Below are 22,805 nucleotides of genomic sequence, written 5' to 3'. Positions count from 1 at the left end.
GTTCGCCGAAATCGCTCGACCAGTGGGACACGTCACCAACTTAGATAGTTGTGGCATACAACTACCCGCGTTATAGTTGTATGTGACAACCAACCGGGAGGTGGGTCCATGGGGGACTGCGACGAGAAGGCCGTTGAACTGATGCGCGAGCTGCGCACGGCCGGGCAGCTGCAGCACGCCTGGATCAACCAGTCGTGGCAGCGCGAGCACGACGGTCTGCACCCCGCGGCCGCCATGCTGCTGTCCGACCTCAACGTGCACGGCGAGAGCCGTCCGTCGGACATGGCGAAACGCAAGATGGTCGACGTCTCCGTGATCAGCAGGCAGATCGCCCAGCTGACCGCCGCCGGCCTCGTCAGCCGCAGGCCCGCGCCCGAGGACGGGCGCGCCAGCCTGATCAGCCTGTCCGACGCGGGCCGCGCCGAGCTCGAACGCTGGCGCGAGCTGCACGTCGCCTTCATGCAACGCGCACTGGCGGACTGGACCGACGACGAGATCGAGTCGCTCACCGCCCGGCTGACCCTGATGAACGAAGGACTGCGCGAGGCCCTCGGGCAAGCGCCGGTCACCTGCCCGCCGGAACCGGCGGAGAAGAGGAAGTGATCCCCGAAGTGAGCACGACAGCGAACCAGGAGGCGATGACGCCGCGCCAGGTCGGGCGCGCCTTCATCGGCCTCCTTCTGGCGCTGCTGGTCGCCATGCTGTCGTCCACGATCGTCTCGAACGCACTCCCGACGATCCTGGCCGACCTCAACGGCTCGCAGAGTCAGTACACGTGGGTGGTCACCGCCACCCTGTTGGCGTCCACGGCGAGCACCCCGATCTGGGGGAAGCTGTCGGACCTGTTCAGCAAGAAGATGCTGTACCAGCTGTCGATCGTGATCTTCACGCTCGGCTCGGTGCTCGGCGGCATCTCGCAGTCCATGCCCGAGCTGATCGCGTTCCGCGCGGTTCAGGGCCTGGGCCTCGGTGGCATGCAGGCGCTGGTCCAGGTCGTCATCGCGGCGATGATCTCGCCGCGTGACCGCGGCCGCTACAGCGGTTACATCGGCGCGGTCATGGCGCTGGCTACGGTCGCCGGCCCACTGCTCGGTGGCCTGATCGTCGACTCTCCGCTGGGCTGGCGCTGGAACTTCTGGATCACGGTCCCGGTCGCGGTGGTCGCGTTCATCGTCCTGGGCAAGACCCTGCACCTGCCGGTCTTCAAGCAGAAGGTGAAGATCGACTGGCTGGGCGCGACCCTGCTCGTGGGCGGCGTGTCGCTGCTGCTGATCTGGGTCTCGCTGGCGGGCGGCAGCTTCGCCTGGTGGTCGTGGTCGACGCTGTGCTACGTGGCGGGCGGCGTGGCCGCGCTGGCGCTGGCGGTGTTCGTCGAGACCAAGGTGTCCGCCCCGGTGGTGCCGCTGCGCCTGTTCCGCAACCGCACCTTCACGCTCGCCATCATCGGGAGCCTGTCGGTCGGCACCGCGATGTTCGGTGGCGCGGTGTTCCTCGGGCAGTACTACCAGCTGGCCCGCGGGTACTCGCCGACGCACGCCGGCCTGATGACGATCCCGATGATGCTCGGCCTGTTCCTCTCCTCGACGATCGCCGGGCAGTTCATCTCGCGCACCGGCCGGACCAAGCCGTGGATGGTCGGCGGCGCGATCCTGCTGGTGGCCAGCCTGTTCCTGCTGAGCACCATCGACCACCACACGAACCTGGTGCTGATGGGCATCTACCTGGCCCTGCTGGGCATCGGTGTCGGTGCGCTGATGCAGAACCTCGTGCTGGTCGTGCAGAACACCGTCGCGATGAAGGACATGGGGTCCTCGTCGTCGTCGGTGACGTTCTTCCGCACGCTGGGTGGTTCGGCCGGTGTCTCCGCGCTGGGCGCCCTGCTCGCCGCGAAGGTCAGCAGCCACGTGACCAGTGCGTTGTCCGCGTTGGGCATCAACGCCGGTTCGGCGCCGACCGGCGGCGGCAGCCTGAACCTGGGCGCGCTGCCGGAGCCGTTCCAGTCGATCGTGCGCGCCGCCTACGGCGACAGCATCGGCTCGGTGTTCTTCGCCGGCGGCATCATCGCGGTGGTCACGCTGATCGCGGTGCTGTTCATCAAGGACGTGCCGCTGCGCCGCAGCATCGACCTGACCAGCGAGAACGCCGAGGCCGCGCCGGCTGGGGTCCCGGGTCCGGTCACCGGTTCGGCCGTGCACGGCGTGGTGACCGGCCCGTCGGGCCGCCCCCTCGCCGGTGTCGCGGTGACGCTCACCGACACGTCGGGCCAGCAGGTCGCGCGGGCACTCACCGCCGCGGACGGCAGCTACCGGCTGCCCGCGCCGTCGAACGCGAGCTACCTGTTGATCACCTCCGCCGGGTCGTTCCAGCCGAGTGCGGTGATGGTGACGCTCAACGGCAAGCCGGTGCGGCGGGACGTCGAGATGGCCGGCGCCGGTGGGCTGAGCGGCGTGGTCCGGACCGCGGGCGGGCAGCCGGTCGGCGGGGCGACGCTCGTGCTGACCGACGAGCGCGGCGAGGTGGTCGCGTCGAGCATCACCGGCGGCGACGGCTGGTACCACTTCGACGACGTGGGGGGCGGGGTTCACACCCTGACCGTCACGGCGGCCGGCCACCAGCCCTCCGCGACACCGCTGGTGACCACCGAGGGCGAACAGGCCACGCACGACGTCGAGCTGGTGCGGACCGCCCGCCTGGCCGGGGTCGTCCGGGCGGGCCGCGAGGACCGGCCGGTGGCCGAGGCTCAGGTGACCCTGCTCGACCCGGCCGGTGAGGTGGTCGCGACGACCCTGACCGACGAGGAGGGCCGGTACTCCTTCACCGACCTCCCCGCGGGCGACTACACCCTCGTGACCAGCGGATACGCGCCAGTGGCCGCGCCGCTGGAGGTGATCGCCGGAACCCCGCTGTCCCGCGACGTGGAGCTGACGCACCCCACCCGCTGACGCAGCGACTCGCGAAGGCCGCCCCTGTCCCCCGGGGGGCGGCCTTCGTGCTTTTCGGAAGAAGTCGGGGTTGAGCGGAACACACTCAAGTTTGTTGCCGTTGTACATGTCGAGGGACCTGGAGGAAGGTCTCCGGCAGGCATGCGACATGGAGTGTGGGATGGACGCTTTCAACCCGACGACGAAGACCCAGCAGGCGATCTCGTCGGCGGCGCAGGCGGCGACCGTGGCGGGCAACCCCAGCGTCACCGCCGCACACCTGCTCGGCGCGCTGCTGGCGCAGGGTGACGGCCTGGCCGGCCCCCTGCTGACGGCGGTGGGCGCCGACCCGCGGCAGGTGCACAAGGAGCTGGAGCCGATCACGCAGGGGCTGCCCTCGGCGACGGGCGCGACCGTGTCCACTCCGCAGTTCGACCCGCCCGCGGTCAAGTCGCTGACGCACGCCCAGAAGCTCGCCACCGAGCTGGGTGACGAGTACGTCTCCACCGAGCACCTGATGGTGGGGCTCGCCGCGGAGGGCGGCCAGGTGGCCGACCTGCTCAAGCGCCACGGCGCCACCCCGGACTCGCTGCGCGAGGCGTTCACCAAGGTGCGCGGCTCGGCGCGCATCACGAGCCCGGACCCGGAGGGCACGTTCCAGGCGCTGGAGAAGTACGGCGTCGACCTGACCGACCGCGCCCGCAAGGGCGAGCTGGACCCGGTGATCGGCCGCGACGCCGAAATCCGCCGCGTGGTCCAGGTGCTGTCCCGGCGCACGAAGAACAACCCGGTGCTGATCGGTGAACCGGGCGTCGGCAAGACGGCGATCGTCGAGGGACTGGCCCAGCGGATCGTCGCCGGTGACGTGCCGGAGTCGTTGCGCGGCAAGCGGGTCGTGGCGCTGGACCTGGGCTCGATGGTCGCCGGCGCGAAGTACCGCGGTGAGTTCGAGGAGCGGCTCAAGGCCGTCCTCAAGGAGATCACCGAGTCGGCCGGGCAGGTCATCACCTTCATCGACGAGCTGCACACGATCGTCGGCGCGGGCGCGACCGGCGAGGGCGCGATGGACGCGGGCAACATGATCAAGCCGATGCTCGCCCGCGGTGAGCTGCGCATGGTCGGCGCGACCACGCTCGACGAGTACCGCCAGCACATCGAGAAGGACGCGGCGCTGGAGCGGCGCTTCCAGCAGGTGCTGGTCGGCGAGCCGTCGGTCGAGGACACCATCGGCATCCTGCGCGGCCTGAAGGAGCGCTACGAGGTGCACCACGGCGTCCGCATCACCGACGCCGCGCTGGTGTCGGCCGCGACGCTGTCCGACCGCTACATCACCGCGCGGTTCCTCCCGGACAAGGCGATCGACCTCGTCGACGAGGCCGCGTCCCGGCTGCGCATGGAGATCGACTCCCGTCCCGTCGAGATCGACGAGGTCGAGCGCGCCGTGCGCCGCCTGGAGATCGAGGAGATGGCGCTGTCCAAGGAGGAGGACCCGGCCTCGATCGAGCGGCTGGCCGCGCTGCGCGCCGAGCTGGCCGAGAAGCGCGAGGAGCTGTCCGCGCTGACCGCCCGCTGGCAGAACGAGAAGGGTTCGATCGAGAAGGTCCGCGAGCTCAAGGAGCAGCTGGAGCAGCTGCGCGGCGAGGCCGACCGGGCCGAGCGCGACGCCGACCTGGGCCGCGCCGCCGAGCTGCGCTACGGCAAGATCCCGGCGTTGGAGAAGGAGCTGGAGGCCGCGCAGCAGAACAACGCGAACAGCACCTCCGGGGCGGAGGTCATGCTCAAGGAGGAGGTCGGGGCGGACGACGTGGCCGACGTCGTCTCCGCCTGGACCGGCATCCCGGCCGGCCGCCTGCTCGAGGGCGAGACCGGCAAGCTGCTCCGGATGGAGGAGGAGCTGGGCAAGCGGGTCGTCGGGCAGCGCGAGGCCGTGCAGGCGGTGTCGGACTCGGTGCGCCGCACGCGCGCCGGGGTCGCGGACCCGGACCGGCCGACCGGGTCGTTCCTGTTCCTCGGCCCGACCGGGGTCGGCAAGACCGAGCTGGCCAAGGCGCTGGCGGAGTTCCTGTTCGACGACGAGCGCGCGATGACCCGCATCGACATGAGCGAGTACAGCGAAAAGCACAGCGTCGCGCGGCTGGTCGGTGCTCCCCCCGGCTACGTCGGCTACGACCAGGGCGGTCAGCTGACCGAGGCCGTCCGGCGGCGGCCGTACTCGGTGGTGCTGCTCGACGAGGTCGAGAAGGCGCACCCGGACGTGTTCGACGTGCTGCTGCAGGTGCTCGACGACGGGCGGCTGACCGACGGCCAGGGTCGCACGGTCGACTTCCGCAACACGATCCTGATCCTGACCTCGAACCTCGGTTCGCAGGCCATCGCGGACGCCGCGCTCGACGAGCACCAGCGGCGGGACGCGGTGCTGTCGACGGTGCAGCGGCACTTCAAGCCGGAGTTCCTGAACCGGCTGGACGACATCGTGGTGTTCCACTCGCTCGACACCGAGCAGTTGACCTCCATTGTGGACATCCAGGTGGGGAAGCTGGCCCAGCGGCTGGCACAGCGCCGCCTCACCCTGGACGTCACGCCGGGCGCGCGCGACTGGCTCGCGCTCAACGGGTTCGACCCGATCTACGGCGCCCGCCCGCTGCGCCGGCTGGTGCAGTCCGCGATCGGCGACCAGCTGGCGAAGAAGCTGCTGGCCGGCGAGGTCCGGGACGGCGACACGGTGCGGGTCGACGTGCCCGGGCTGGACGCGGGCGACACGCTCGTGGTCACCCGGGCGGACTAACGGGGTGCGACACGGGCCGCTGACCTTGGTTCAGCGGCCCAGCGCGCTACCCTCACCCTCGTGGGTATTCCGGCGTGGGTCTGGTTCGTCATCGCCGCCGTCGCTCTGGTGGCGGGTCTGCTGCTGCTCGCCGTGGACCGGACCAGGGAAGGCTCCCGCAACCGGGAGCGGATGCGCTGGTCCGACCTGCGCGGATGGCAGTTCGTGGAGGAGGACGAGCGGCTGGTCCGGCAGTGGTCCGGCGGCGCGCTCGGTTACTTCCGCGCCGAGACGGCGGTGAACGTCGTCGTCGGCTCGACCTTCACCGCCGACGGCCGCCGCCCGGTGTTCGTGTTCGACATCGAGGCCGACGGCCAGATCCCGGCGGTCGTGGTCGCCGTGCGCTGCAACCGCGTGCACCCGGTGCTGGTCGAGCTGTGGCTGGCGAGCGTGCCGTTCCAGCGGGCGGACATGCCGGAACTGCTCGGTCCCGTCGGTCAGCGCTACGCGTTCGCCGACGACCCGGAGGGCGCCCGCGCGGTCATCACCCAGGAGCTCGTGGACGCCGCCGACGCGCTCGGCGGTGACGTCGGCGTGGCCTGGCTGGAGAACGAGTGGGTGCTCGCCAGCGTCGCGCCGCAGGCCGGGCCGTCGCGGCTGGAGCGCCTGCTGCGGGACCTCGGCGAGATCGCCGACATCGTGGACCCGTTCGACGACGAGTACGCGGCCGGCACGGGTGGCCAGCACTGGCAGCCCGGCCGGGCCGATCAGCCGGGCCTGGGCACGCCGCCCCCGAGCGAACCCGCGCAGTGAGCACCGCGCTGGTCACCGGCGCGACCGCGGGCATCGGCGCCGCGTTCGCCCGCCGTCTGGCCGAGGAGGGCTACCACCTGGTTCTCGTCGCGCGCAACGCCGAACGGCTGGAAGCGCTTGCCGGGGAGCTGTCGCAGCGGCACCGGATCGAGGCCGTTCCGCTGCCCGCGGACCTGGCCACCGAGGACGGGCGGGCGGCCGTGGAGGCGCGGCTGGCCGCGGAACCGGTCGACCTGCTGGTCAACAACGCCGGGTTCGGCCTGGCCGGCGAGTTCTGGATCGCGCCGGTGGACGAGTTGCAGGCGCAGCTGGACGTGAACGTCACCGCCGTGCTGCGGCTGACCCGCGCGGCCCTGCCCGGCATGATCGAGCGGGGCCGCGGGGACGTCATCAACGTCTCCAGCGTCGCCGGGTTCTTCTCCGGCCGCGGCTCGACGTACACCGCGAGCAAGAACTGGGTCACGTCGTTCACGGAGGGCATCGCCGCCGCCCTGCCGTCCGGCATCCGGATGATGGCACTGTGCCCCGGCTTCACCGAGACGGAGTTCCACGAGCGCGCCGGGCTGGAGAAGCCGGGCCCGAAGGCGTTCTGGCTCAAGGCCGACCGCGTGGTCGCCGAGGGCCTGGCCGACCTGCGGCGCGGCAAGGTCATCTCCATCCCGTCACCGCAGTACAAAGCCGTGGTGGCGATCGGCGGGCTGCTGCCGCGCGGACTGCTGCGGCGCATCTCCAGCCTCGTCGCCGGCCGCGACCGCACCTGACGGCCGGCCTCGTCCCCGCTCGCCGCCCGTAGCCCGCCTCGCCAGCCGACGCGCCGTCGGGGGTGGCCGCCCCTAGGCTCGGCGCAGATCTGCCGGAGTGACCAGCGGTAGGCCCAGGCGTTGTCGGTCATCAGACGCTCGATCATGGTGATGCCGCACTCGGCGAAGTGGGCGATCGCTCGGGCGAGGAAGGCAGCGCAAGTCGCGCCTTTCTCATCGGGCAGGGATCTCGGAGTAGGCCAGCCGGGAGTGGTCATCGACCAGCGAGTGGACGTAGTCGAAACCGATTCTGGCGTTGCGGTCGCGGGTGGCGTCCCGGTGAGCGCGGCCATGCGCTCGCCACCCGCCGCCGTCCGGAATCCGGCCGATCCTTTTTCACGTCCATGTGCACCAGCTCGCCCGGCCGGTCGCGCTCACACCGCACCGCGGTGGTCTTGCTGGCCCGGATGACCTGCCCGGTGAGTGGGTCCAGAGCCGACAGGCGAGGCACGTTGTTGCGGGCCAGCACCCGCGACACCGTCCGCGTCGGCACGCCCAGTTGCGCCCCCACCCAGTCCGGGCCCCGACGCTCTCGCTCCCGCAGTTCGACAATCCGCCGCTCGGTCTCGGCACTGGTCCGCCGCGGCGATGCCGCTGAACATCAGCAACCTGCCCAAGAACGTCGTGCGCGCATGACGGTGGGACACGAGAGCCTCCGGCTTGGCGTGGGTCCTAGACAAGCCACACCCCAACCGGAGGCTCTCCCCACGTCAACACCAACCCGGCGCCACCAACCTCACCGAACAACACACCTAGCCCATGCTCTTCTGGCCGTCGAGCGATTCGCGGATGATGTCGGCGTGCCCGGCGTGATGGGCGGTCTCGGCGACGATGTGCATCAGCACCCGGCGCGACGACCAGGCCCGGTCGCTGAACCACGGCGCCTCCGGCAGCTCCAGGACCGCGTCCAGGTCGACGGTCGCGACCAGCTCGTCGGTGCGGCGCGCGACCTCTTCGTACTCGGCGATCACGCCGGCCAGCGTCTCGTCCGGCAGTAACTGGAACTCGGCTTCGCGCTGCGCGAAGTCCTCCTCGGTCATCTCGTTGAAGTTCGGCATCGCGGACGCCCCCTCCACGATGAAGTTCGCCCAGTGCCGCTCGACCGAGGTGACGTGCTTGATCAGGCCGCCCAGGCACAGCTCGCTCTTCGTGGTGCGCTGCCGCGCCTGGTCGTCGGTGAGGCCGCGCGCGGTGAAGGTCAGGAAGAACCGGCTCTTGGCCAGCATGGCCAGCAGGTCGGCGCGCTCACCGGTGACGGTCTTCTCGATGGTGTTCATGGCCTTCGCCCTTCGTCGTTGTCCCTGTGAAAACCACGGTAGGACCCATTGCGGCCACTTTCCGTCCGCAATCCGCGGGAGGATGGAAAACATGGCGAACACGAGCTCGCGGACGCTGCGGTTGCTGTCGCTGCTCCAGACGCACCGGTACTGGCCGGGTGGCGAACTGGCCGAGCGGCTGGGCGTGTCGGCCCGGACGCTGCGGCGGGACATCGACCGGCTGCGCGAACTGGGGTATCCGGTCGAGGCGCAGCGCGGGGTCGACGGCGGCTACCAGCTCGCGCCGGGCGCGTCGCTGCCGCCGCTCGTGGTCGACGACGAGGAGGCGGTGGCGCTGGCCGTCGGGCTTCAGACCGCCGCGCAGAGTTCGGTCGACGGTGTGGCGGAGTCGTCGGTGCGGGTGCTGGCGAAGGTCGTGCAGGTGATGCCGGCCCGGCTGCGTCGGCGGGTCGAGGCGCTGCGGACCATGACCGTGCCGACGACCTGGCCGGGCGCCGCCGTCTCCCGCGTCGACCCCGGCGTGCTGACCGCGCTCGCCCTCGCCTGCCGAGACACGGAGCGCCTCCGCTTCGCCTACACCGACGCGGCCGGCCGGAAGACCGACCGGCACGTCGAACCGCTGCGGCTGGTGTCGCTGGGGCGGCAGTGGTACCTGGTCGCCTACGACCTCGCCCGACACGACTGGCGCAGCTTCCGGGCCGACCGGGTGAGCAAGCCGGAGACCACCGGCGCCCGGTTCCGGCCGCGCGAGCTGCCCGCCGCCGACGCCGCGGAGTTCGTGCGCGAAGGACTCGGCGCGCTGCCCCGCCCGCACGAGGTCGAGGTCGTCGTCGCCGTCCCGGCCGCGGTCGCGCGCAAGCAGATCGGCCGGTGGGCGACGATCGAGCCGGTCGACGACGAACGGTGCCGCCTGCGGATGACGGTCGCGTCGCTGGACTGGCCGGCGCTCGCGCTGGGCGGGCTCGGCGCGGAGTTCGAGGTCGTCCGGCCGCAGGAGCTGCGGGACCTACTGCGCGAGTGGGCGGACCGGTTCGGCCGTGCGTGACCGGCGCGCGTGCCCGGACACCGTGAGCGTGGCGGCGAGGAACACCACCTGCATCAGGGTTCGCGGCACGAGCTGGTCGTGCCACGCGGTGAGGACGTGGTCGACCGCGGCGTGGACGTTCGCCGGGAACATCAGCACGAGCATGGCGCTGAGCCCGGCCGCGGCCCATTTCGTCGTGCGCGGCCACAGAACGCCCGCGGCGCCGGCGAGTTCGAGGATGCCGGTCAGGGTCACGAGCAGGCCCGGCGCGGGCAGCGCGGGCGGGACCATGCTGATCATTTGCTCGCGCAGGCCGACGAAGTGCGCGACGCCGGTGGCCGTGAACATCGCGGCGACGCCACCGCGCAGGGCCACCTGCCACGGCCGGAGCCACGGGACGCCGGCCGCTCCGGCGCCCGCGAGCACCAGCGTGACCACAACCAGGATGACGATCGGTGCCATGGGGATCTCCTTGTCTTTCCATTGACAAGATGCCGGCCCGACCCGAACTTGTCAATGGAAAGATTGCGTCTAGACTGACCCGCATGGCGAAGGGCTCCTACCACCACGGCGATCTGCGCCGGGCGATCCTGACCGCGGCCGCCGAGGCGATCACGGAGCACGGCGCGACGGCACTCAGCCTGCGCGACGTGGCCCGGCGGGCGGGGGTGTCACACGCCGCGCCGGTGCACCACTTCGGCGACAAGGCGGGTGTGCTGACCGCCTTGGCGGCCGAGGGTTTCGCGCTGCTGGCCGACGCTCTGGCCGCGCGCCGGGACGCCGGCCTCGTGGAGACCGGGGTGGCCTACGTGCGGTTCGCGGTCGCGCACCGCGCGCACTTCGACGTGATGTTCCGGCCCGACCTGCACCGCCCGGACGACCCGGCGCTGGCCGCCGCCCAGCGGCGCGCGGGAGACGTGCTGGCGGCGGCCGTGCGGCCGGTCGCGGAGGGACAGCTCGCGCAGGTGGCGGCCTGGTCGCTCGTGCACGGCTTCGCGTCACTGTGGATCACAGGCGCACTGCCGGCCGAGGTGACCGAGGACCTCGAATCCTCGGCGCGCTCGGTGGCCGGAATGCTGTTCCGGGACGTGCCCGTGGTCCGCGACAGCTAGTTGTATGAGGCCATGACGTTGGCGACGCCGGTGTGGAGCTTGGATGCTGGTGGCTGGTTTCCGGCGGCAGTGTGTGGTCGATGGTAGTTGTAGTGGATGTTCCAGATCGCCAGGGCTGCGGTGCGTTCCCGCTCGCTGGTCCAGCCGTGGGCGTAGAGGATTCTTCGGCCAGGATCCGGTTGTAGCGTTCGATTTTGCCGTTGTGGCGTGGGGTGTAGGGGGTGATCCGCTGGTGGCGGGCGCCGCGCAGGACGGTGGTGAAGTCGCGGGCGCGGTAGCAGGCGCCGTTGTCGGTGACCAGGCGGTGGATGTGGGTGATGCCGTGGCGGGCGAAGAAGGCCCGCGCGCGGTGCGTGAAGGCGATCGCGGTGCGGGCTTTCTCGTCGGGCAGGGCTTCGGTGTAGGCCAGGCGTGAGTAGCCGTCGATGGCGGAGTGCAGGTAGGTGTAGCGGGCTCGCTGGCCTCGGGTTTTGCCGCGGGCGACCTGCCGGTCCTGGTCGCTGCCTTTGCCGTGGATCCGCCAGCCACCGCCGTCGGGGATCTGGCCGGTCTTTTTCACGTCCAGGTGGATCATGTGTCCGGGCCAGCGGGCGGTGATCCGCTGTGGTTGCCGGTTGTTCTGGCCGGTGGGATCGATGAAGCGGCGCCGGTTCAGGCCGAGGTGGAGCAGGTATCGGCCGACGGTGCGGACCGAGATGGTGATGCTTTCGGCGGCCAGTTCGGTGGCGATCCGCCGGGCGGAGTACTTGTGCTGTCGGCGCAGCTGCTCGATCCGGGCCACCACCTCGGCTGGGGTGGCGGTGGGCTGGCGGTGCGGGACACTGGGCCGGTCGCGCAGGCCGGCTTCGCCATAACGGCGCCAGCGGTTGACCCACTTGCTGGCGCATTGGCGGGAGATGCCCATCTCGGCGGCGACGTGGGCGATCGGGCGAGTCTGGCAACGCGCGACGAGCCGGCGGCGGCCCTCAAGCGACAAGGGGGCATTACGGTGGTGCATGGACGGGTCTTTCTACTCGGCGGACGAGTGGGTCGCACTTCTCATCCTGCCGCCGAAAGACCCGTCCCCCTGTCTCAGACCCCGCCAGCCGACACCAACGTCATGACCCGCAACAGCTAGTCGGCCAAGGTGGGTCGCCCGCGGCACCCCGCGCGACAGCGAGGTGATCACGGCGTGGAGGACGACCGCGGAACGGTAGATGATGGCGAGTTCGTCGTAGCGAGTGGCCAGGCCGCGCCATTGTGCGAGCAGGTTGAAGCGGCGTTCGACGACATTGCGGCCGCGGTGGTCTACCGGGTCGAATGCAGGTGGCCGGCCGCCGCGGAGCCGCGGCCCTTGCGATGCCCGATCTGGTCGGCAGGTTCAGCGATCACCGCAGTGATGCCACGCGCGCGCAACTGCCTGCGGATCGCCCTCGAGGAGTAGGCCGTATCGCCACGGACGCGGTCGGGCGACGCGCAGATGCCGCAGGAGGTGCGGGAACATCGGCGCGTCGCAGTACTGCCCGGGACCGACCGATCGCATGGTCAGACGGCTCGGTCGGCAGATCCGGGTCATTCGACCCAGCCCCGTGTGGGGCGGGTGATGTTGGTGGAGTGCTGATGTGCCCGCGATCATGGAATCGACTGAGCTCGCCCAGTCGATCTGCCCGGCAGGATCCGCGGTGGCGAGCAGGCGCTGCAGCACGGTGTCCCACGTGCCGTCACCAGCCATCCGGCGATGCCAGGTCCGGATCGGATGTCAGAACCAGCCGCGCTCTTTGTCAGACATGCCCTAGTCCGGCAGGCGGGCGCCCTGTCGCTGCAGTTCGTCGCGCACCTGGGAAGCGCTTACGTCCCCGTTCCACACCGCGAGTGCCGCGGCGACGCCGGCGGCGTGCCCGGTCGCGAAGGCCGTTCCCATCGCCCGCAGCGACGCGCCCGCCCCGCGGTCGCCGTCCACCGTCCGCCCGGCGCAGAACAGGTTCGGCGTGTTGCGGCTCCACAGCACGTCCAGCGGGATCCCGTAGTAGCCGGGCCCGCCGATGAACCGCCACTCCGACGGCACCCCCACCCCGGGGTGGTACTCGATCGGCCAGGCGCCGATTGCGACCGCGTCGCCCACCGGGCCCGGCTCCAGGACGTCCTTTTCGGACAGTTGCGCCCGGCCGACCAGGTGGCGCGATTCGCGCGTGCCCATCTCCGGCCCCGTGCTGACGATGTAGGCGCCGCCGCAACCGGGCAGCGACCGGATCACCCGCAGGTACGCCGCGGCCTGCCGGCGCGCGCTCCGTTCCGCGCGGCTCGTGTCGGCGGCGTCGCGGGCGTCGTAGCCCTCGTCGGCGAGGTAGGTGATCAGGTCGCCGGACACCGGCATCCGCGCGATCAGGCCGGTCTCCGCGGTCAACCCGGTCGCCCCAGCCGCCTTCGCCGCGCGCACCGCCTCCCGGACCGTCTCGCGTGACACGTCCGCGCTCGCCGGGATGCCGCCGAAGCGCACGCCGAGCGTGCCGTTCTGCACCCAGCCGTCGTTGCCGTACCGGACCTCGGCGCCGGCGTGCTGCGCCAGATCGGCCTCGCCCGTCGCGTCCACGAACACCTCGGCCCGGTACTCGTGCACCCCGGAATGGTCCGCCACCCGCACCGCGCGCACCCGATCGTCCACTCTGGACGCGTCCAGCAGGTGCGAGTGCAGCAGGACGTCCACCCCGGCGGCGTCGCACAGGTCGTCGGCGACGCGTTTCACCGCCTCCGGGTCGAACACCACCGCCACCGCGGTGAACCGCGTCGGCTCGCTCACCGCGCCGAGTTCGCGCAGCCCTTCGAGCATCTCCCCGGCCACGCCGAACACCGCCTGCTCGCGGTCGTCCCGCGTGTAGAGGCCGCAGTAGGTCACCACGTTCCGCAGCGTCGCCGCGCCGCCCAGGCACGGGCCGCGCTCGATCAGCAGGGTCCGCGCCCCAGCGCGCCGGGCACCGATCGCCGCCGCGATCCCGGCCGACCCGCCGCCGGCCACGATCACGTCGTACGCCTCGCTCACACCGTCTCCTTCTCGCGCGCCACCGGCTCCGCCTCCCGTTCGCGGACACCGAGCATGAGCAGCGCCCCGGCGAGCGGGCCCGCGGCCAGCGTCGCGAACGCCGCGAAGAACGAATGGGTCGCCTGGAACACCGCGCCGAGCACCACCGGCACGACCGTGCTGCCCAGCTGCCAGAACGCGTTCGTCGCGCCCGCCGCCGAACCGGCCAGCCCCACCCCGGCGATCCGCGGGATCATCGCGACCATCAGCGGGCTGTAGACGTAGGCCGTGACGCCCAGGAACGGCGCCACCCACAGGAACCCGGCCAGGCTGCCGCGCGTGCCGAACACCAGCAGCGCCACCACGAACGCACCGAGCACCACCACCGTGAGGGTCCGCCGCCGCCCGCCCAGCAGGTCGGACACCACCCCGATGAACGGCTTGGCCGCGATGGCGGCGATGCCGAAGATCGCGACGACGCTCCCGGCCTGCACCGCGGTCAGCCCGCTGCCCTTGATCATCAGCGCGTTCGACCACGTGATGAAGCCGTAGGTGCCCCACAGCCCGCCGAACCCGGCGAGCCCGAGCAGCCACAGATCGCGCGAACGGGCCAGCGGTCGCAGGTCCGGCACCGCGCGGGCCGTCGCGTCCTCGGCGGTCCGTCCGCGCACCAGCAGCAGGCACAGCAGCGCGATGACCATCGACGCCCCGCCGAACAAGTGGTACGAGGTCTGCCACCCGGACGCCTCGAGCAGCCGGGGCACCACCGCGTTGGCGATGACCGTGCCCAGTGACGTGGCCGTCATGAACACGCCCATCGCGAACCCGCGGTCCTTCGGGGTGAACCACTGCGCGATCAGCTTCACACCGGCGGAGTAGTCACACCCGGCGAAGATCCCGACCGCGGCCTGGAAGGCGATGCCCATCGCGACCGAGTCGGTCTCGCCAAAGGCGATCATGAACCCGCCGGCGAGGAACAGCGACGCGCTCATCACGACGCGGGCCCCCAGCCAGTCGGTGAGCACACCGCCCGCCGCGTTGGAGATGACGTAGCCGACGTAGTAGCCGGTGGCGAAGACGCCCAGCCCGGCGAGCGAGACCCCCAGGTGCTCGCCCACCGCGACCGACGCCGGTCCCCACGTCGACCGGTCCACCGACGTCATCGTGAACGCGGCCCAGGACAGCACCAGCACGACCCAGCGGTAGGGGTGCCGGCCGGGGGTTCGACTCATCGTTGAGCATCCCTTCTCACTTCTTCCGGTGCCTGACAGGCAGGGAGTAGTACACGTGGCTTGACGCGGCGCTGTCCAATGCCGGTTAATCAGGTGGGGCATGCCTCACAGGCAGGGGAGGACGTCGTGGAGTTGCGCCACCTGCGGTACTTCGTCGCGGTCGCCGCGGAGGGCTCGCTCACGCGTGCCGCGGAGCGGCTGCACCTCACCCAGCCCTCGCTGAGCCGCCAGATCCGCCAGCTCGAACGGGACGTCGGCGCGCCCCTGCTGGAGCGTGCGGCGACGGGCACGACGCTCACCCCGGCCGGTGTCGCGCTGCACGCGCACGCGGTGTTGTTGCTGCGCCTGGCCGACGCGACCCGCGACACCGCGCACGCCGCAGCCGGCCAGACGCGGGAGGTGGTCGACATCGGCATCCCGCCCGGCCTGTCCACGGACTGGCTGCTGCCGGCGCTCGCCGGGATCGACGCCGCGGTGCCGCACGCCGCGGTGACCTTGACCGAGGCGAGCAGCACCGAGCAGCTGGAGATGGTCCGCGCCGGACGGCTCGACCTGGGCCTGGTGCACGAGCAGCCGCTCGGCGGCCTGCGCGGGGCGCGGCTGTTCGCGCAGCCGTTCGGGGTCGCCGTGCGGCCGGGTCACGCGCTCGCCGACGGCCCGGCGTGCCGGCTGCGGGAGCTGGACGGGGTGCGGATCCTCGCGCACGGGAGCCAGCAGGTGCCCGTCGCGCACGACCGCCTGGTGCTCGCGGCGCACGACGCGGGGGCGGTGCCGCGGTGGCAGTTCGCCCAGTTCGCCGAGCACGCGCTGGCGTGCGCGGAAGCGACCAAGGCCGACGCGGTCCTGCTGACCGAACACTCGGCGACGCGCCTGCTGACCAGCTGGCCGTGGCGGCCGCTCGTGGAGCCGGAGCTGGAGCTGGTCACGTGGCTGGCGTGGCAGCGCTCCACCCGGACGGTCGTGGCGGAGGTGGCGGAGGAGTTGATCGGACTGGGGCGCACGCCGTGAGGGCGCGCACCGCCGCGGAGTCCCGACGGCACCCGGGACCGCCGGGGGTGTGTGTAAGACTTCCGGGCGTGGCAAACCCGGCGTTGGATCAGGCAGCGAAGTTCGAACTGGCTCGGCTCGTCACCGAGCTCGCCGTCGTGCACGGCAAGGTGACCCTGGCCTCCGGCAAGGAGGCCGACTACTACATCGACCTGCGGCGGGCCACCCTGCACCACGCCGCGGCCCCGCTCATCGGCCGGCTCATGCGGCAGCTCACCGCCGACTGGGACTACGTCGCCGTGGGCGGGCTCACCCTGGGCGCGGACCCGGTGGCCACCGCGATGCTGCACTCCGCCGCCGCCGACGGGAAGGTCCTCGACGCGTTCGTGGTGCGCAAGAACACCAAGTCCCACGGCATGCAGCGGCGCATCGAGGGCATCGAGGTCGCCGGGCAGCGGGTGCTGGCCGTGGAGGACACCTCGACCACCGGCGGCAGCGTGCTGACCGCGGTCGAGGCGCTCAACGAGGCCGGCGCCACCGTCGTCGGCGTCGCGACGGTGGTCGACCGCGACACCGGCGCGCGCGAAGCCATCGAGAAGGACGGGCTGGCCTACCGCTACCTGCTGGACCTCGACGACTTGGGTCTGGCCTGATTCGCCCCGGCCCCTAAGGGTAATCCCCGAAGTGATCTCCGGAATTCGAGATGACATTCCTGCGGTGATCAGGAGTAATCTCGGTACCAGGGGATTCGCTGGAAGGGGGCGGCGTGACGGTAGCGCGAGTACTGGCCGACATCACGGTCGGAGTGCACGTTCTGGCCCTGCTCTACATCGGTCTCGGCGGGTTTTTCGCGTGGCGGTGGCCACGAAGCGCATTCGTGCATGTGTTCTTCGCCATGTGGGGTGTGGTGGTCAACGTCTTCCCGATTCCGTGCCCGCTCACGGCGCTCGAGGACTACTTCCGCGGCCTGCAGGGGCTGGGTCCGCTTCCGGGCGGCTTCAACGCCTACTACATCTACGGCACGGTGTTCCCGCGGCCGATGCTCCCGGTGGTCGCCGCGATCGCACTGGTGCTGGTGGTCTTCTCCTACGTCGGCGCGTACCTGCGGTGGAAGCACCGTGAGCACCCGTCGGCGCAGGCCATGACGCAGGCCTAGGACACAATCGCCGGTGTGGTCGTCGTCCTCGTCCTGATCGGCATCCTCGCGTGCGGTGTCGTCGCGGGCTTGGTCCTGCGCCCGAAGGCACGCGCCGCCCAGGACGCGTACGCCCGGCAGGTGCGGGCGCTCGCGGCGCGCACCGGGTGGCGGTCCGACCGCGCGCCGGTGCCGAACCCGCAGGTGGCCTTCCCCGGCATCGACGAGGTGCTCGGTTCGTCGGCGCACCACGGCATCCAGGTGACCCTGCGGCTGTCCGGGCCGTGGCGCGGGGTTCCGGTGCGTGTGCTGCAACTGCGCTACCGGATGGACCAGGTGGCGTACACCACGTCGGACGCCGCGACGATGGTGCTGGTGCCGCGTCCGGCACCCGGCCCGTCGCTGGTCCTGCGTGGACCGGACGACTACGACCGGCTGCGCGCGCTGCCGCCGCCGCTCGCGCAGGAGCTCGCCGGTGATCTGCGGATGCAGGGCCGTGCCCTGTTCTTCACCGACGAGCACGTGGCGGCGGTGGTCCCCGGCGAACTCGCGCAACCGGATGTCATCGTCGCGACCGCGGATCTCCTGGCCGACCTCACACAGCGTCTGAAGGTGCGATGAACGACGAAGCCGGACCGACCGAGTGGACCGTTCGGGAGCCGGTCGGCGTGGGGCCGTGGGCGGGCGAGTGGCCCGCCGACGAGCGCTACGACCCGGAGCTGCTCGCCGAGGGCGACCGCCGCAACGTCGTCGACGCCTACCGGTACTGGCGGCGCGAGGCGATCGTCGCCGACATCGACCGGCGACGGCACCCGTTCCACGTGGCGATCGAGAACTTCCAGCACGACCACAACATCGGCACGGTCGTCCGCACCGCGAACGCCTTCGCCGCCGCCGCGGTGCACATCGTGGGCCGCCGGCGCTGGAACCGGCGCGGCGCGATGGTCACCGACCGGTACCAGCACCTCGAGCACCACCCCGACGTGCCGTCGCTCGCCGAGTTCGCCCGCGCCCGGAACCTGGTGATCGTGGCCGTCGACAACACCCCGGGGTCGGAACGCGTGGAAACGGCCGAGCTGCCCCGCGAGTGCGTGCTGCTGTTCGGCCAGGAAGGCCCCGGGCTGTCCGGCGAAGCCCACGACGTCGCCTCGATGGTCGTGTCGATCGCGCAGTTCGGCTCCACCCGCTCGATCAACGCCGGGGTCGCCGCCGGAATCGTGATGCACACCTGGATCAGGCAGCACGCGGACCTGTCGGCGGCCTGGTAGGCGTCACCTCCACCGGGATCCCGTTCAGCACAGCGGTTCCGGACAGCGCGTCCAGCAGCGTCTCGTCGGCCACCAGGTTGCTGTTCACGCCGGCGTGCGCCGCGGCGACGGCGGTCTGCGTGCCCGGCCCGCCGTGGCCCCAGCCGTGCGGGATGCTGACCACGCCCGGCCGGACCTCCTCGGTGACCTCGACCGGCACCTCGACCTTCCCGGCCTTCGACCGGACCAGCGCCGGTTCGCCGTCGGCCAGCCCGAGCCGCGCCGCGTCGTGCGGGTGGACCTGCGCGGTGCAGCGGTTCTTGCCGCGCACCAACGGTTCCAGGTTGTGCATCCACGAGTTGTTCGACGACAGCTGCCGCCGCCCGATGAGCACCAGCTCGCCGTCCGGTGCGTGCGCGAGTTCCGCGGCCAGGCGCGGGACGTCGACGGTGATCGCCTCCGGTGCGAGCTCGATCTTCCCGCTCGGGGTGGACAGGATTTCCGGTACCCGCGGCCGCAGCGGGCCGAGGTCCACGCCGTGCGGGGCGGCTTCCAGGTCGGCCAGGGTCAGGTCGTACGGGCCGGCGCGCAGCATCAGGTCGATCAGCCGCTCCGGGCCGCGCCGATCGCCGGCGACGGCCGGGTCGAGGCCCGAGCGCTGGGCGATCTGCCCGGCGACGAACGCGTCCAGCGCGTCGAGGTCCGGGGCCGGTCCCTGGCCGGTGACGACGGAAGTGAGGCGCAGCATGGTCTCCCACTCCTGCGGCAGGTCGCTCGGCATCGCCGCCGGGGTCCAGTTCGCCACGTTGCGCACGGCCAGCTGGTACAGGGCGACGTCGTAGTGGGGCCGTTCCAACGGCGTCGGGCCGGGCAGGATGACGTCGGCGTGCCGGGTGGTCTCGTTGCGGTAGATGTCCAGCGACACCATGAAGTCCAGGCGCGCCAGCGCTTCCGCGAGCCGCCCGGCGTTCGGGGTGCTCAGGCACGGGTTGCCGCTGACGGTGATCAGCGCGCGCACCTGGCCGTCACCGGGGGTGAGGATCTCGTCGGCCAGCGTCGCGACCGGGACCTCGCCGAGCACTTCCGGTAGCCCGCGCACGCGGGTGCGCCAGCGGCCGTGCCGGAACGGGCGGCGCTTGCCGGGTGCGCTGTTGGCCTGACCGGCCGCGGCGAGCGGGAACATCGCACCGCCGGGCCGGTCGAGGTTCCCGGTCAGGACGTTGAGGACGTCGACGAGCCAGCTGGTGAGGGTCCCGAACGCCTGCGTGGTGGTGCCGATGCGCCCGTAGACCGCGGCGGACTCGGCGGCGGCCAGTTCCCGCGCCATCCGCCGGATCTCGCCGGCGGGGATGCCGGTGACCGGAGCGACGGCCTCGGGCGCGAAGTCGCGGGCGAGCCGGCCCACGTCCTCGACGCCCGCCACGTGGCCGGCGAGGTCGCCGAGGTGCACGCGGTTCTCGGCGAACAGCACGTTGACCTGAGCGAACAGCAGCAGCGCGTCGGTGCCCGGCCGGATCGGGTGGTGCTCGTCGGCGACCTGAGCGGTGCGGGACCGGCGCGGGTCGACCACGACGACCTTCCCGCCGCGCTCGCGGATCGCCCGGAGCCTGCTGCGCATGTCCGGCGCGGTCATCAGGCTGCCGTTGGACACCAGCGGGTTGGCGCCGAGCACGAGCAGGTGCCGCGTGCGGTCCACGTCGGGGACGGGGATCGACATGCCGTCGCCGAACAGGTAACCGCTGGAGTAGTGCTTGGGCAGCTGGTCGACGCTGCCCGCGGTGTAGAAGTTCGTGGTCCCCAGCGCCTTGAAGAAGACGCGACCGTAGAGCGCGGTGGAGAGGTTGTGGACGCTCGGGTTGCCCGCGTACACGGCCACGACGTCCGGGCCGTGGGTCTCGATGATCGGACGGAGGCGGTCGTCGATCTCGGCGAACGCCTCGTCCCAGGAGACCGGGACGTGCTTGCCGTCGCGCTTGACCAGCGGGGTGCGCAGGCGGTCCGGGTCGTGGTGCAGCGCGCCGAGGGAGGCGCCCTTGGGGCAGAGGAAACCCCGCGAGAAGACGTCCTCGTCGTCGCCGCGCACCTGGATGACCCGGCGATCGTCGAAGGTGACCCGGAGACCGCAGGTGGCCTCGCAGAGCGGGCAAGTGACATGCGCCGTTGTCATCCCCTGATGGTCGACGGAACCGAGCGAGCTGTCGAGGGCCAATCCATCATGGGTTCATGCACAGCGACTGGGCCGCCGCCGCGGAACGGGCGATCGCCACCCGGCACCTGCGCCGCGTCTGGGGCCTGCCGGGCACGCTGCTCGCCCGGAGCGGCTGGCCGGCCTCGCCCGGCCAGCGGGTGCACTGGCACTGGAACTACTGGTGGCAGGCGCACCTGCTGGACTGCCTCGTCGACGCCCAGGAGCGCGATCCGACGTCGGCGCGGGAGGCCGCGATCGACCGGTTCGTGTCGTCGGTGCGGGTGCGCAACTTCGGCAACTGGCGCAACGACTACTACGACGACCTGGCGTGGCTGGGGCTCGCCCTGCAGCGCACCGGCCGGGACGTGAGCTTCTTCCTGGACGAGCTGCGGTCGGGGTGGACGCCCGAGGGCGGCGGCGGGATCTGGTGGCGGCGCGGGGACCGGTTCAAGAACGCGCCGTCGAACGGCCCGGCGGCGATCCTGTTCGCCAGGGCCGGTGACGTCGAACGGGCGCGGGAACTGCTGGACTGGATGGAGAAGACGCTGGTCGACCCCGACACCGGCCTGGTGTGGGACGGGTTGCGGGTGGACAGCCACGAGCTGGTGCAGGAGATTTACACCTACTGTCAGGGAGTTTTCCTCGGCGCCTGCCTGGAGATGTCCGAAATGGACCGGGCCGGTCGCACGATCCGGGCGGTCGCGGCGCACTGCGCCCCCGGCGGCGTCCTGCGCGGGCAGGGCGGTGGCGACGGCGGCCTGTTCGCCGGAATCCTGGCGCGCTACCTGGCGCTGGCCGCGCGCCGCCTGCCGGCGGGCCCGGAGTCGGACGCGGCCCGCTCACTGGTGCTGGCCTCGGCGGAAGCCGCCTGGACGGGCGCCGCCGACGCCTACGGCGGCCCGCTGTTCAGTCCGGAGTGGAGCGAGCCCGCCCCGGCGCCACCCCTGCCGAAGGACCACCCGGCGCGGGACCTCTCGGTACAGCTCGGCGCGTGGATGCTGCTGGAGGCGGCGGCCACGCTCTAGATGTCGTGACTCCCCGCCCGCATCACAGCCCCACCCGCCTTCCCGCGGAGACCGAAGCCGCGATCCTGGCGTTGCCCCAGCAGTGCCATCGGGGCGCGGTGTTCTTGCTGGCAGCTCGGATTGGTGGCCTCTGTCGTGGGCCGCGTCCTGCGTCGTCGCGACATATCGCCGTTGTCGGCGATCGACCCGATCACCGAATTCGCACAACCTGTCAGATCACTACATCTGGAGACCGCAGCCGCAGGACGACCGGTGCATCAAGCGTGGCGGCAACCGCACCGTCTCGAACGGCCGTTCCGGCTCCTTGATCCGCGCCAGCAGCAACCGCACGGCCCGGCGGCCGATCTCCTCGATCGGCTGGGCCATCGTGGTCAGCGGGGGCTCCACCAGGTCCGACCACTCGACGTCGTCGAACCCGGCCAGGGCCACATCGGACCCCGCCCGCAGCCCCTGGCGCCGGACCTCGTGCAGCACCCCGACCATCATCGAGTCGTTCGCCACCACCAGCGCGGTCGGCCGGTCGGGCAGCGCCAGCAACTTCGCCGTCGCCGCCGCCCCGCCCTCGCGCGACGAATGCCCGGACACCACCAGCTCCGGGTTCCACGACAACCCACCGCGCCCGAGCCCGAGCCGGTACCCGAGCGTCCGCTCCTCGGAGGTGGTCAGCCCGGGCATCCCGCTGACGAACCCGATCCGCCGGTGCCCCAGCGAGGCGAGGTGCTCGGTCAGGGCCGAAGTGGACTGGATGTTCTCCGAGCCGACCTGGTCGACGTCGGACCGCATGGTGAGCCGGTCGATCAGGACGGTCGGCAGCCCGAGCGAGACCAGTTCGCTGATCACGCGGCCGTCCCCCGCGGCCGGTGTCAGGAGCATGCCCTCGACGCGCCGCGACCGCAGCGTCCGGACCGTCTCCTGCTCGGTCTTGACCGTGTCGTGGGTGTCCGCCAGGAGCACCGTGTACCCGGCGGCCGCGGCCTCGCGTTCGATCGCCTGCATCAGCGCCGCGAAGTACGGGTTGGCCAGCAGCGAGATCGCGACGCCGATCTGCCGGGTGCCGCCGGTGACCAGCGACCGGGCGATCGCGTCACCGGTGTAGCCGGTCTCCTCGATGGCGCGCAGCACGGCGGCCTTGGTTTCCGGGGCCACCGCGCGCGTCCCGTTCACCACGTGTGAGACGGTGGTGATCGAGACGCCCGCGAGATCGGCGACGTCCTTCTGGGTGGGCCTGGACGGCATTCAAGTTCTCCAACGAGCACGAGCGATTCGCAAGCGTTTGCGCAAACGC

At 71.6% G+C, this 22,805-nt stretch carries 20 protein-coding genes and 2 pseudogenes; 14 read left to right on the top strand and 8 right to left on the bottom strand.

The features are described 5' to 3' along the window. Positions 1-108: 108 nt before the first annotated feature. From FB470_RS12485 to FB470_RS12465, 5 genes are all read left to right on the top strand, one after another. Complete coding sequence (locus FB470_RS12485; protein ID WP_306991260.1) at positions 109-603, top strand: MarR family winged helix-turn-helix transcriptional regulator; 495 nt, start codon at positions 109-111, stop codon at positions 601-603. A gap of 35 nt (positions 604-638) precedes the next feature. Next, a complete protein-coding gene (locus tag FB470_RS12480; protein ID WP_306999225.1) occupies positions 639-2,942 on the top strand; it encodes an MFS transporter in 2,304 nt (767 codons plus the stop codon). Positions 2,943-3,102: 160 nt separating this feature from the next. Continuing rightward, a complete protein-coding gene (gene clpB / locus FB470_RS12475; RefSeq protein WP_306991258.1) occupies positions 3,103-5,706 on the top strand; it encodes an ATP-dependent chaperone ClpB in 2,604 nt (867 codons plus the stop codon). Between the two features lie 60 nt (positions 5,707-5,766). Further along, positions 5,767-6,498, top strand: a complete 732-nt coding sequence (locus FB470_RS12470; RefSeq protein ID WP_306991256.1) for a type III secretion system chaperone family protein — start codon at positions 5,767-5,769, stop codon at positions 6,496-6,498. Continuing rightward, complete coding sequence (locus FB470_RS12465; protein ID WP_306991254.1) at positions 6,495-7,259, top strand: SDR family NAD(P)-dependent oxidoreductase; 765 nt, start codon at positions 6,495-6,497, stop codon at positions 7,257-7,259. The genes FB470_RS12470 and FB470_RS12465 overlap by 4 nt, the downstream gene beginning before the upstream one ends. A gap of 77 nt (positions 7,260-7,336) precedes the next feature. On the opposite strand, the pseudogene FB470_RS12460 reads toward FB470_RS12465, so the two are convergent. Together FB470_RS12460 and FB470_RS12455 are read right to left on the bottom strand one after the other, a co-directional pair. Continuing rightward, positions 7,337-7,884: pseudogene (locus FB470_RS12460) on the bottom strand (DDE-type integrase/transposase/recombinase); the annotation flags it as partial. Positions 7,885-8,050: 166 nt separating this feature from the next. Continuing rightward, a complete protein-coding gene (locus FB470_RS12455) occupies positions 8,051-8,575 on the bottom strand; it encodes a DinB family protein (protein ID WP_306991252.1) in 525 nt (174 codons plus the stop codon). A gap of 91 nt (positions 8,576-8,666) precedes the next feature. On the opposite strand from FB470_RS12455, the gene FB470_RS12450 reads away from it, so the two are divergent. Beyond that, a complete protein-coding gene (locus tag FB470_RS12450; RefSeq protein ID WP_306991251.1) occupies positions 8,667-9,620 on the top strand; it encodes a helix-turn-helix transcriptional regulator in 954 nt (317 codons plus the stop codon). On the opposite strand, the gene FB470_RS12445 is transcribed toward FB470_RS12450, so the two are convergent. After that, positions 9,582-10,061 (bottom strand): DoxX family protein, encoded by a 480-nt coding sequence (locus tag FB470_RS12445; RefSeq protein WP_306991249.1) that lies wholly within the window; start codon positions 10,059-10,061, stop codon positions 9,582-9,584. The genes FB470_RS12450 and FB470_RS12445 overlap by 39 nt on opposite strands. Positions 10,062-10,144: 83 nt before the next feature. Between FB470_RS12445 and FB470_RS12440 the strand changes: the two genes are divergently transcribed. Then, positions 10,145-10,711, top strand: a complete 567-nt coding sequence (locus FB470_RS12440; RefSeq protein ID WP_306991248.1) for a TetR/AcrR family transcriptional regulator — start codon at positions 10,145-10,147, stop codon at positions 10,709-10,711. Here the strand turns inward: FB470_RS12440 and FB470_RS12435 are convergent. After that, positions 10,708-11,708 (bottom strand): annotated as a pseudogene (locus tag FB470_RS12435) (IS481 family transposase). The gene FB470_RS12440 and the pseudogene FB470_RS12435 overlap by 4 nt on opposite strands. A gap of 174 nt (positions 11,709-11,882) precedes the next feature. On the opposite strand from FB470_RS12435, the gene FB470_RS12430 reads away from it, so the two are divergent. Further along, positions 11,883-12,134 (top strand): hypothetical protein, encoded by a 252-nt coding sequence (locus FB470_RS12430; RefSeq protein WP_306991246.1) that lies wholly within the window; start codon positions 11,883-11,885, stop codon positions 12,132-12,134. A gap of 348 nt (positions 12,135-12,482) precedes the next feature. Here the strand turns inward: FB470_RS12430 and FB470_RS12425 are convergent, their stop codons facing one another. After that, positions 12,483-13,727 carry an FAD-dependent oxidoreductase gene (locus FB470_RS12425; RefSeq protein ID WP_306991244.1) on the bottom strand — a complete coding sequence of 415 codons (1,245 nt, stop codon included), beginning with the start codon at positions 13,725-13,727 and terminating at the stop codon, positions 12,483-12,485. Next, on the bottom strand, positions 13,724-14,938 hold the full coding sequence (locus tag FB470_RS12420; protein WP_306991242.1) for an MFS transporter: 1,215 nt from the start codon (positions 14,936-14,938) through the stop codon (positions 13,724-13,726). Before FB470_RS12420 ends, FB470_RS12425 begins: the two co-directional genes overlap by 4 nt. A 126-nt stretch (positions 14,939-15,064) precedes the next feature. Here FB470_RS12420 and FB470_RS12415 point away from each other — a divergent pair, with 126 nt between their 5' ends. The 5 genes from FB470_RS12415 to FB470_RS12395 all read left to right on the top strand — a co-directional run bounded on the left by FB470_RS12415 (position 15,065) and on the right by FB470_RS12395 (position 18,328). Then, positions 15,065-15,946: a LysR family transcriptional regulator gene (locus FB470_RS12415; protein WP_306991240.1), complete on the top strand. Its 882-nt coding sequence runs from the start codon at positions 15,065-15,067 to the stop codon at positions 15,944-15,946. Between the two features lie 68 nt (positions 15,947-16,014). Beyond that, positions 16,015-16,578 carry an orotate phosphoribosyltransferase gene (gene pyrE / locus FB470_RS12410; protein WP_306991238.1) on the top strand — a complete coding sequence of 188 codons (564 nt, stop codon included), beginning with the start codon at positions 16,015-16,017 and terminating at the stop codon, positions 16,576-16,578. A gap of 113 nt (positions 16,579-16,691) precedes the next feature. Then, complete coding sequence (locus FB470_RS12405; RefSeq protein WP_306991237.1) at positions 16,692-17,081, top strand: DUF2784 domain-containing protein; 390 nt, start codon at positions 16,692-16,694, stop codon at positions 17,079-17,081. 15 nt (positions 17,082-17,096) lie between these two features. Further along, positions 17,097-17,681, top strand: coding sequence for a hypothetical protein (locus tag FB470_RS12400; protein ID WP_306991235.1), 585 nt, complete (start codon positions 17,097-17,099; stop codon positions 17,679-17,681). Further along, complete coding sequence (locus FB470_RS12395; protein ID WP_306991233.1) at positions 17,678-18,328, top strand: TrmH family RNA methyltransferase; 651 nt, start codon at positions 17,678-17,680, stop codon at positions 18,326-18,328. Before FB470_RS12400 ends, FB470_RS12395 begins: the two co-directional genes overlap by 4 nt. Here the strand turns inward: FB470_RS12395 and FB470_RS12390 are convergent. Then, positions 18,294-20,474, bottom strand: a complete 2,181-nt coding sequence (locus FB470_RS12390; protein WP_306991232.1) for a molybdopterin-dependent oxidoreductase — start codon at positions 20,472-20,474, stop codon at positions 18,294-18,296. The two genes, FB470_RS12395 and FB470_RS12390, sit on opposite strands and share 35 nt — an antisense overlap. A 56-nt stretch (positions 20,475-20,530) precedes the next feature. On the opposite strand from FB470_RS12390, the gene FB470_RS12385 reads away from it, so the two are divergent. Next, positions 20,531-21,520: a glycoside hydrolase family 76 protein gene (locus tag FB470_RS12385; protein ID WP_306991231.1), complete on the top strand. Its 990-nt coding sequence runs from the start codon at positions 20,531-20,533 to the stop codon at positions 21,518-21,520. A 219-nt stretch (positions 21,521-21,739) separates the two neighbouring features. Here the strand turns inward: FB470_RS12385 and FB470_RS12380 are convergent, their stop codons facing one another. After that, a complete protein-coding gene (locus FB470_RS12380) occupies positions 21,740-22,756 on the bottom strand; it encodes a LacI family DNA-binding transcriptional regulator (RefSeq protein WP_306991230.1) in 1,017 nt (338 codons plus the stop codon). Between the last annotated feature and the right edge of the window lie 49 nt (positions 22,757-22,805).

This window comes from Amycolatopsis thermophila (genome assembly GCF_030814215.1).
In the GTDB taxonomy this organism is placed as follows: Bacteria; Actinomycetota; Actinomycetes; order Mycobacteriales; family Pseudonocardiaceae; genus Amycolatopsis_E; species Amycolatopsis_E thermophila.
This window is presented reverse-complemented; position numbering and strand designations above follow the sequence as displayed.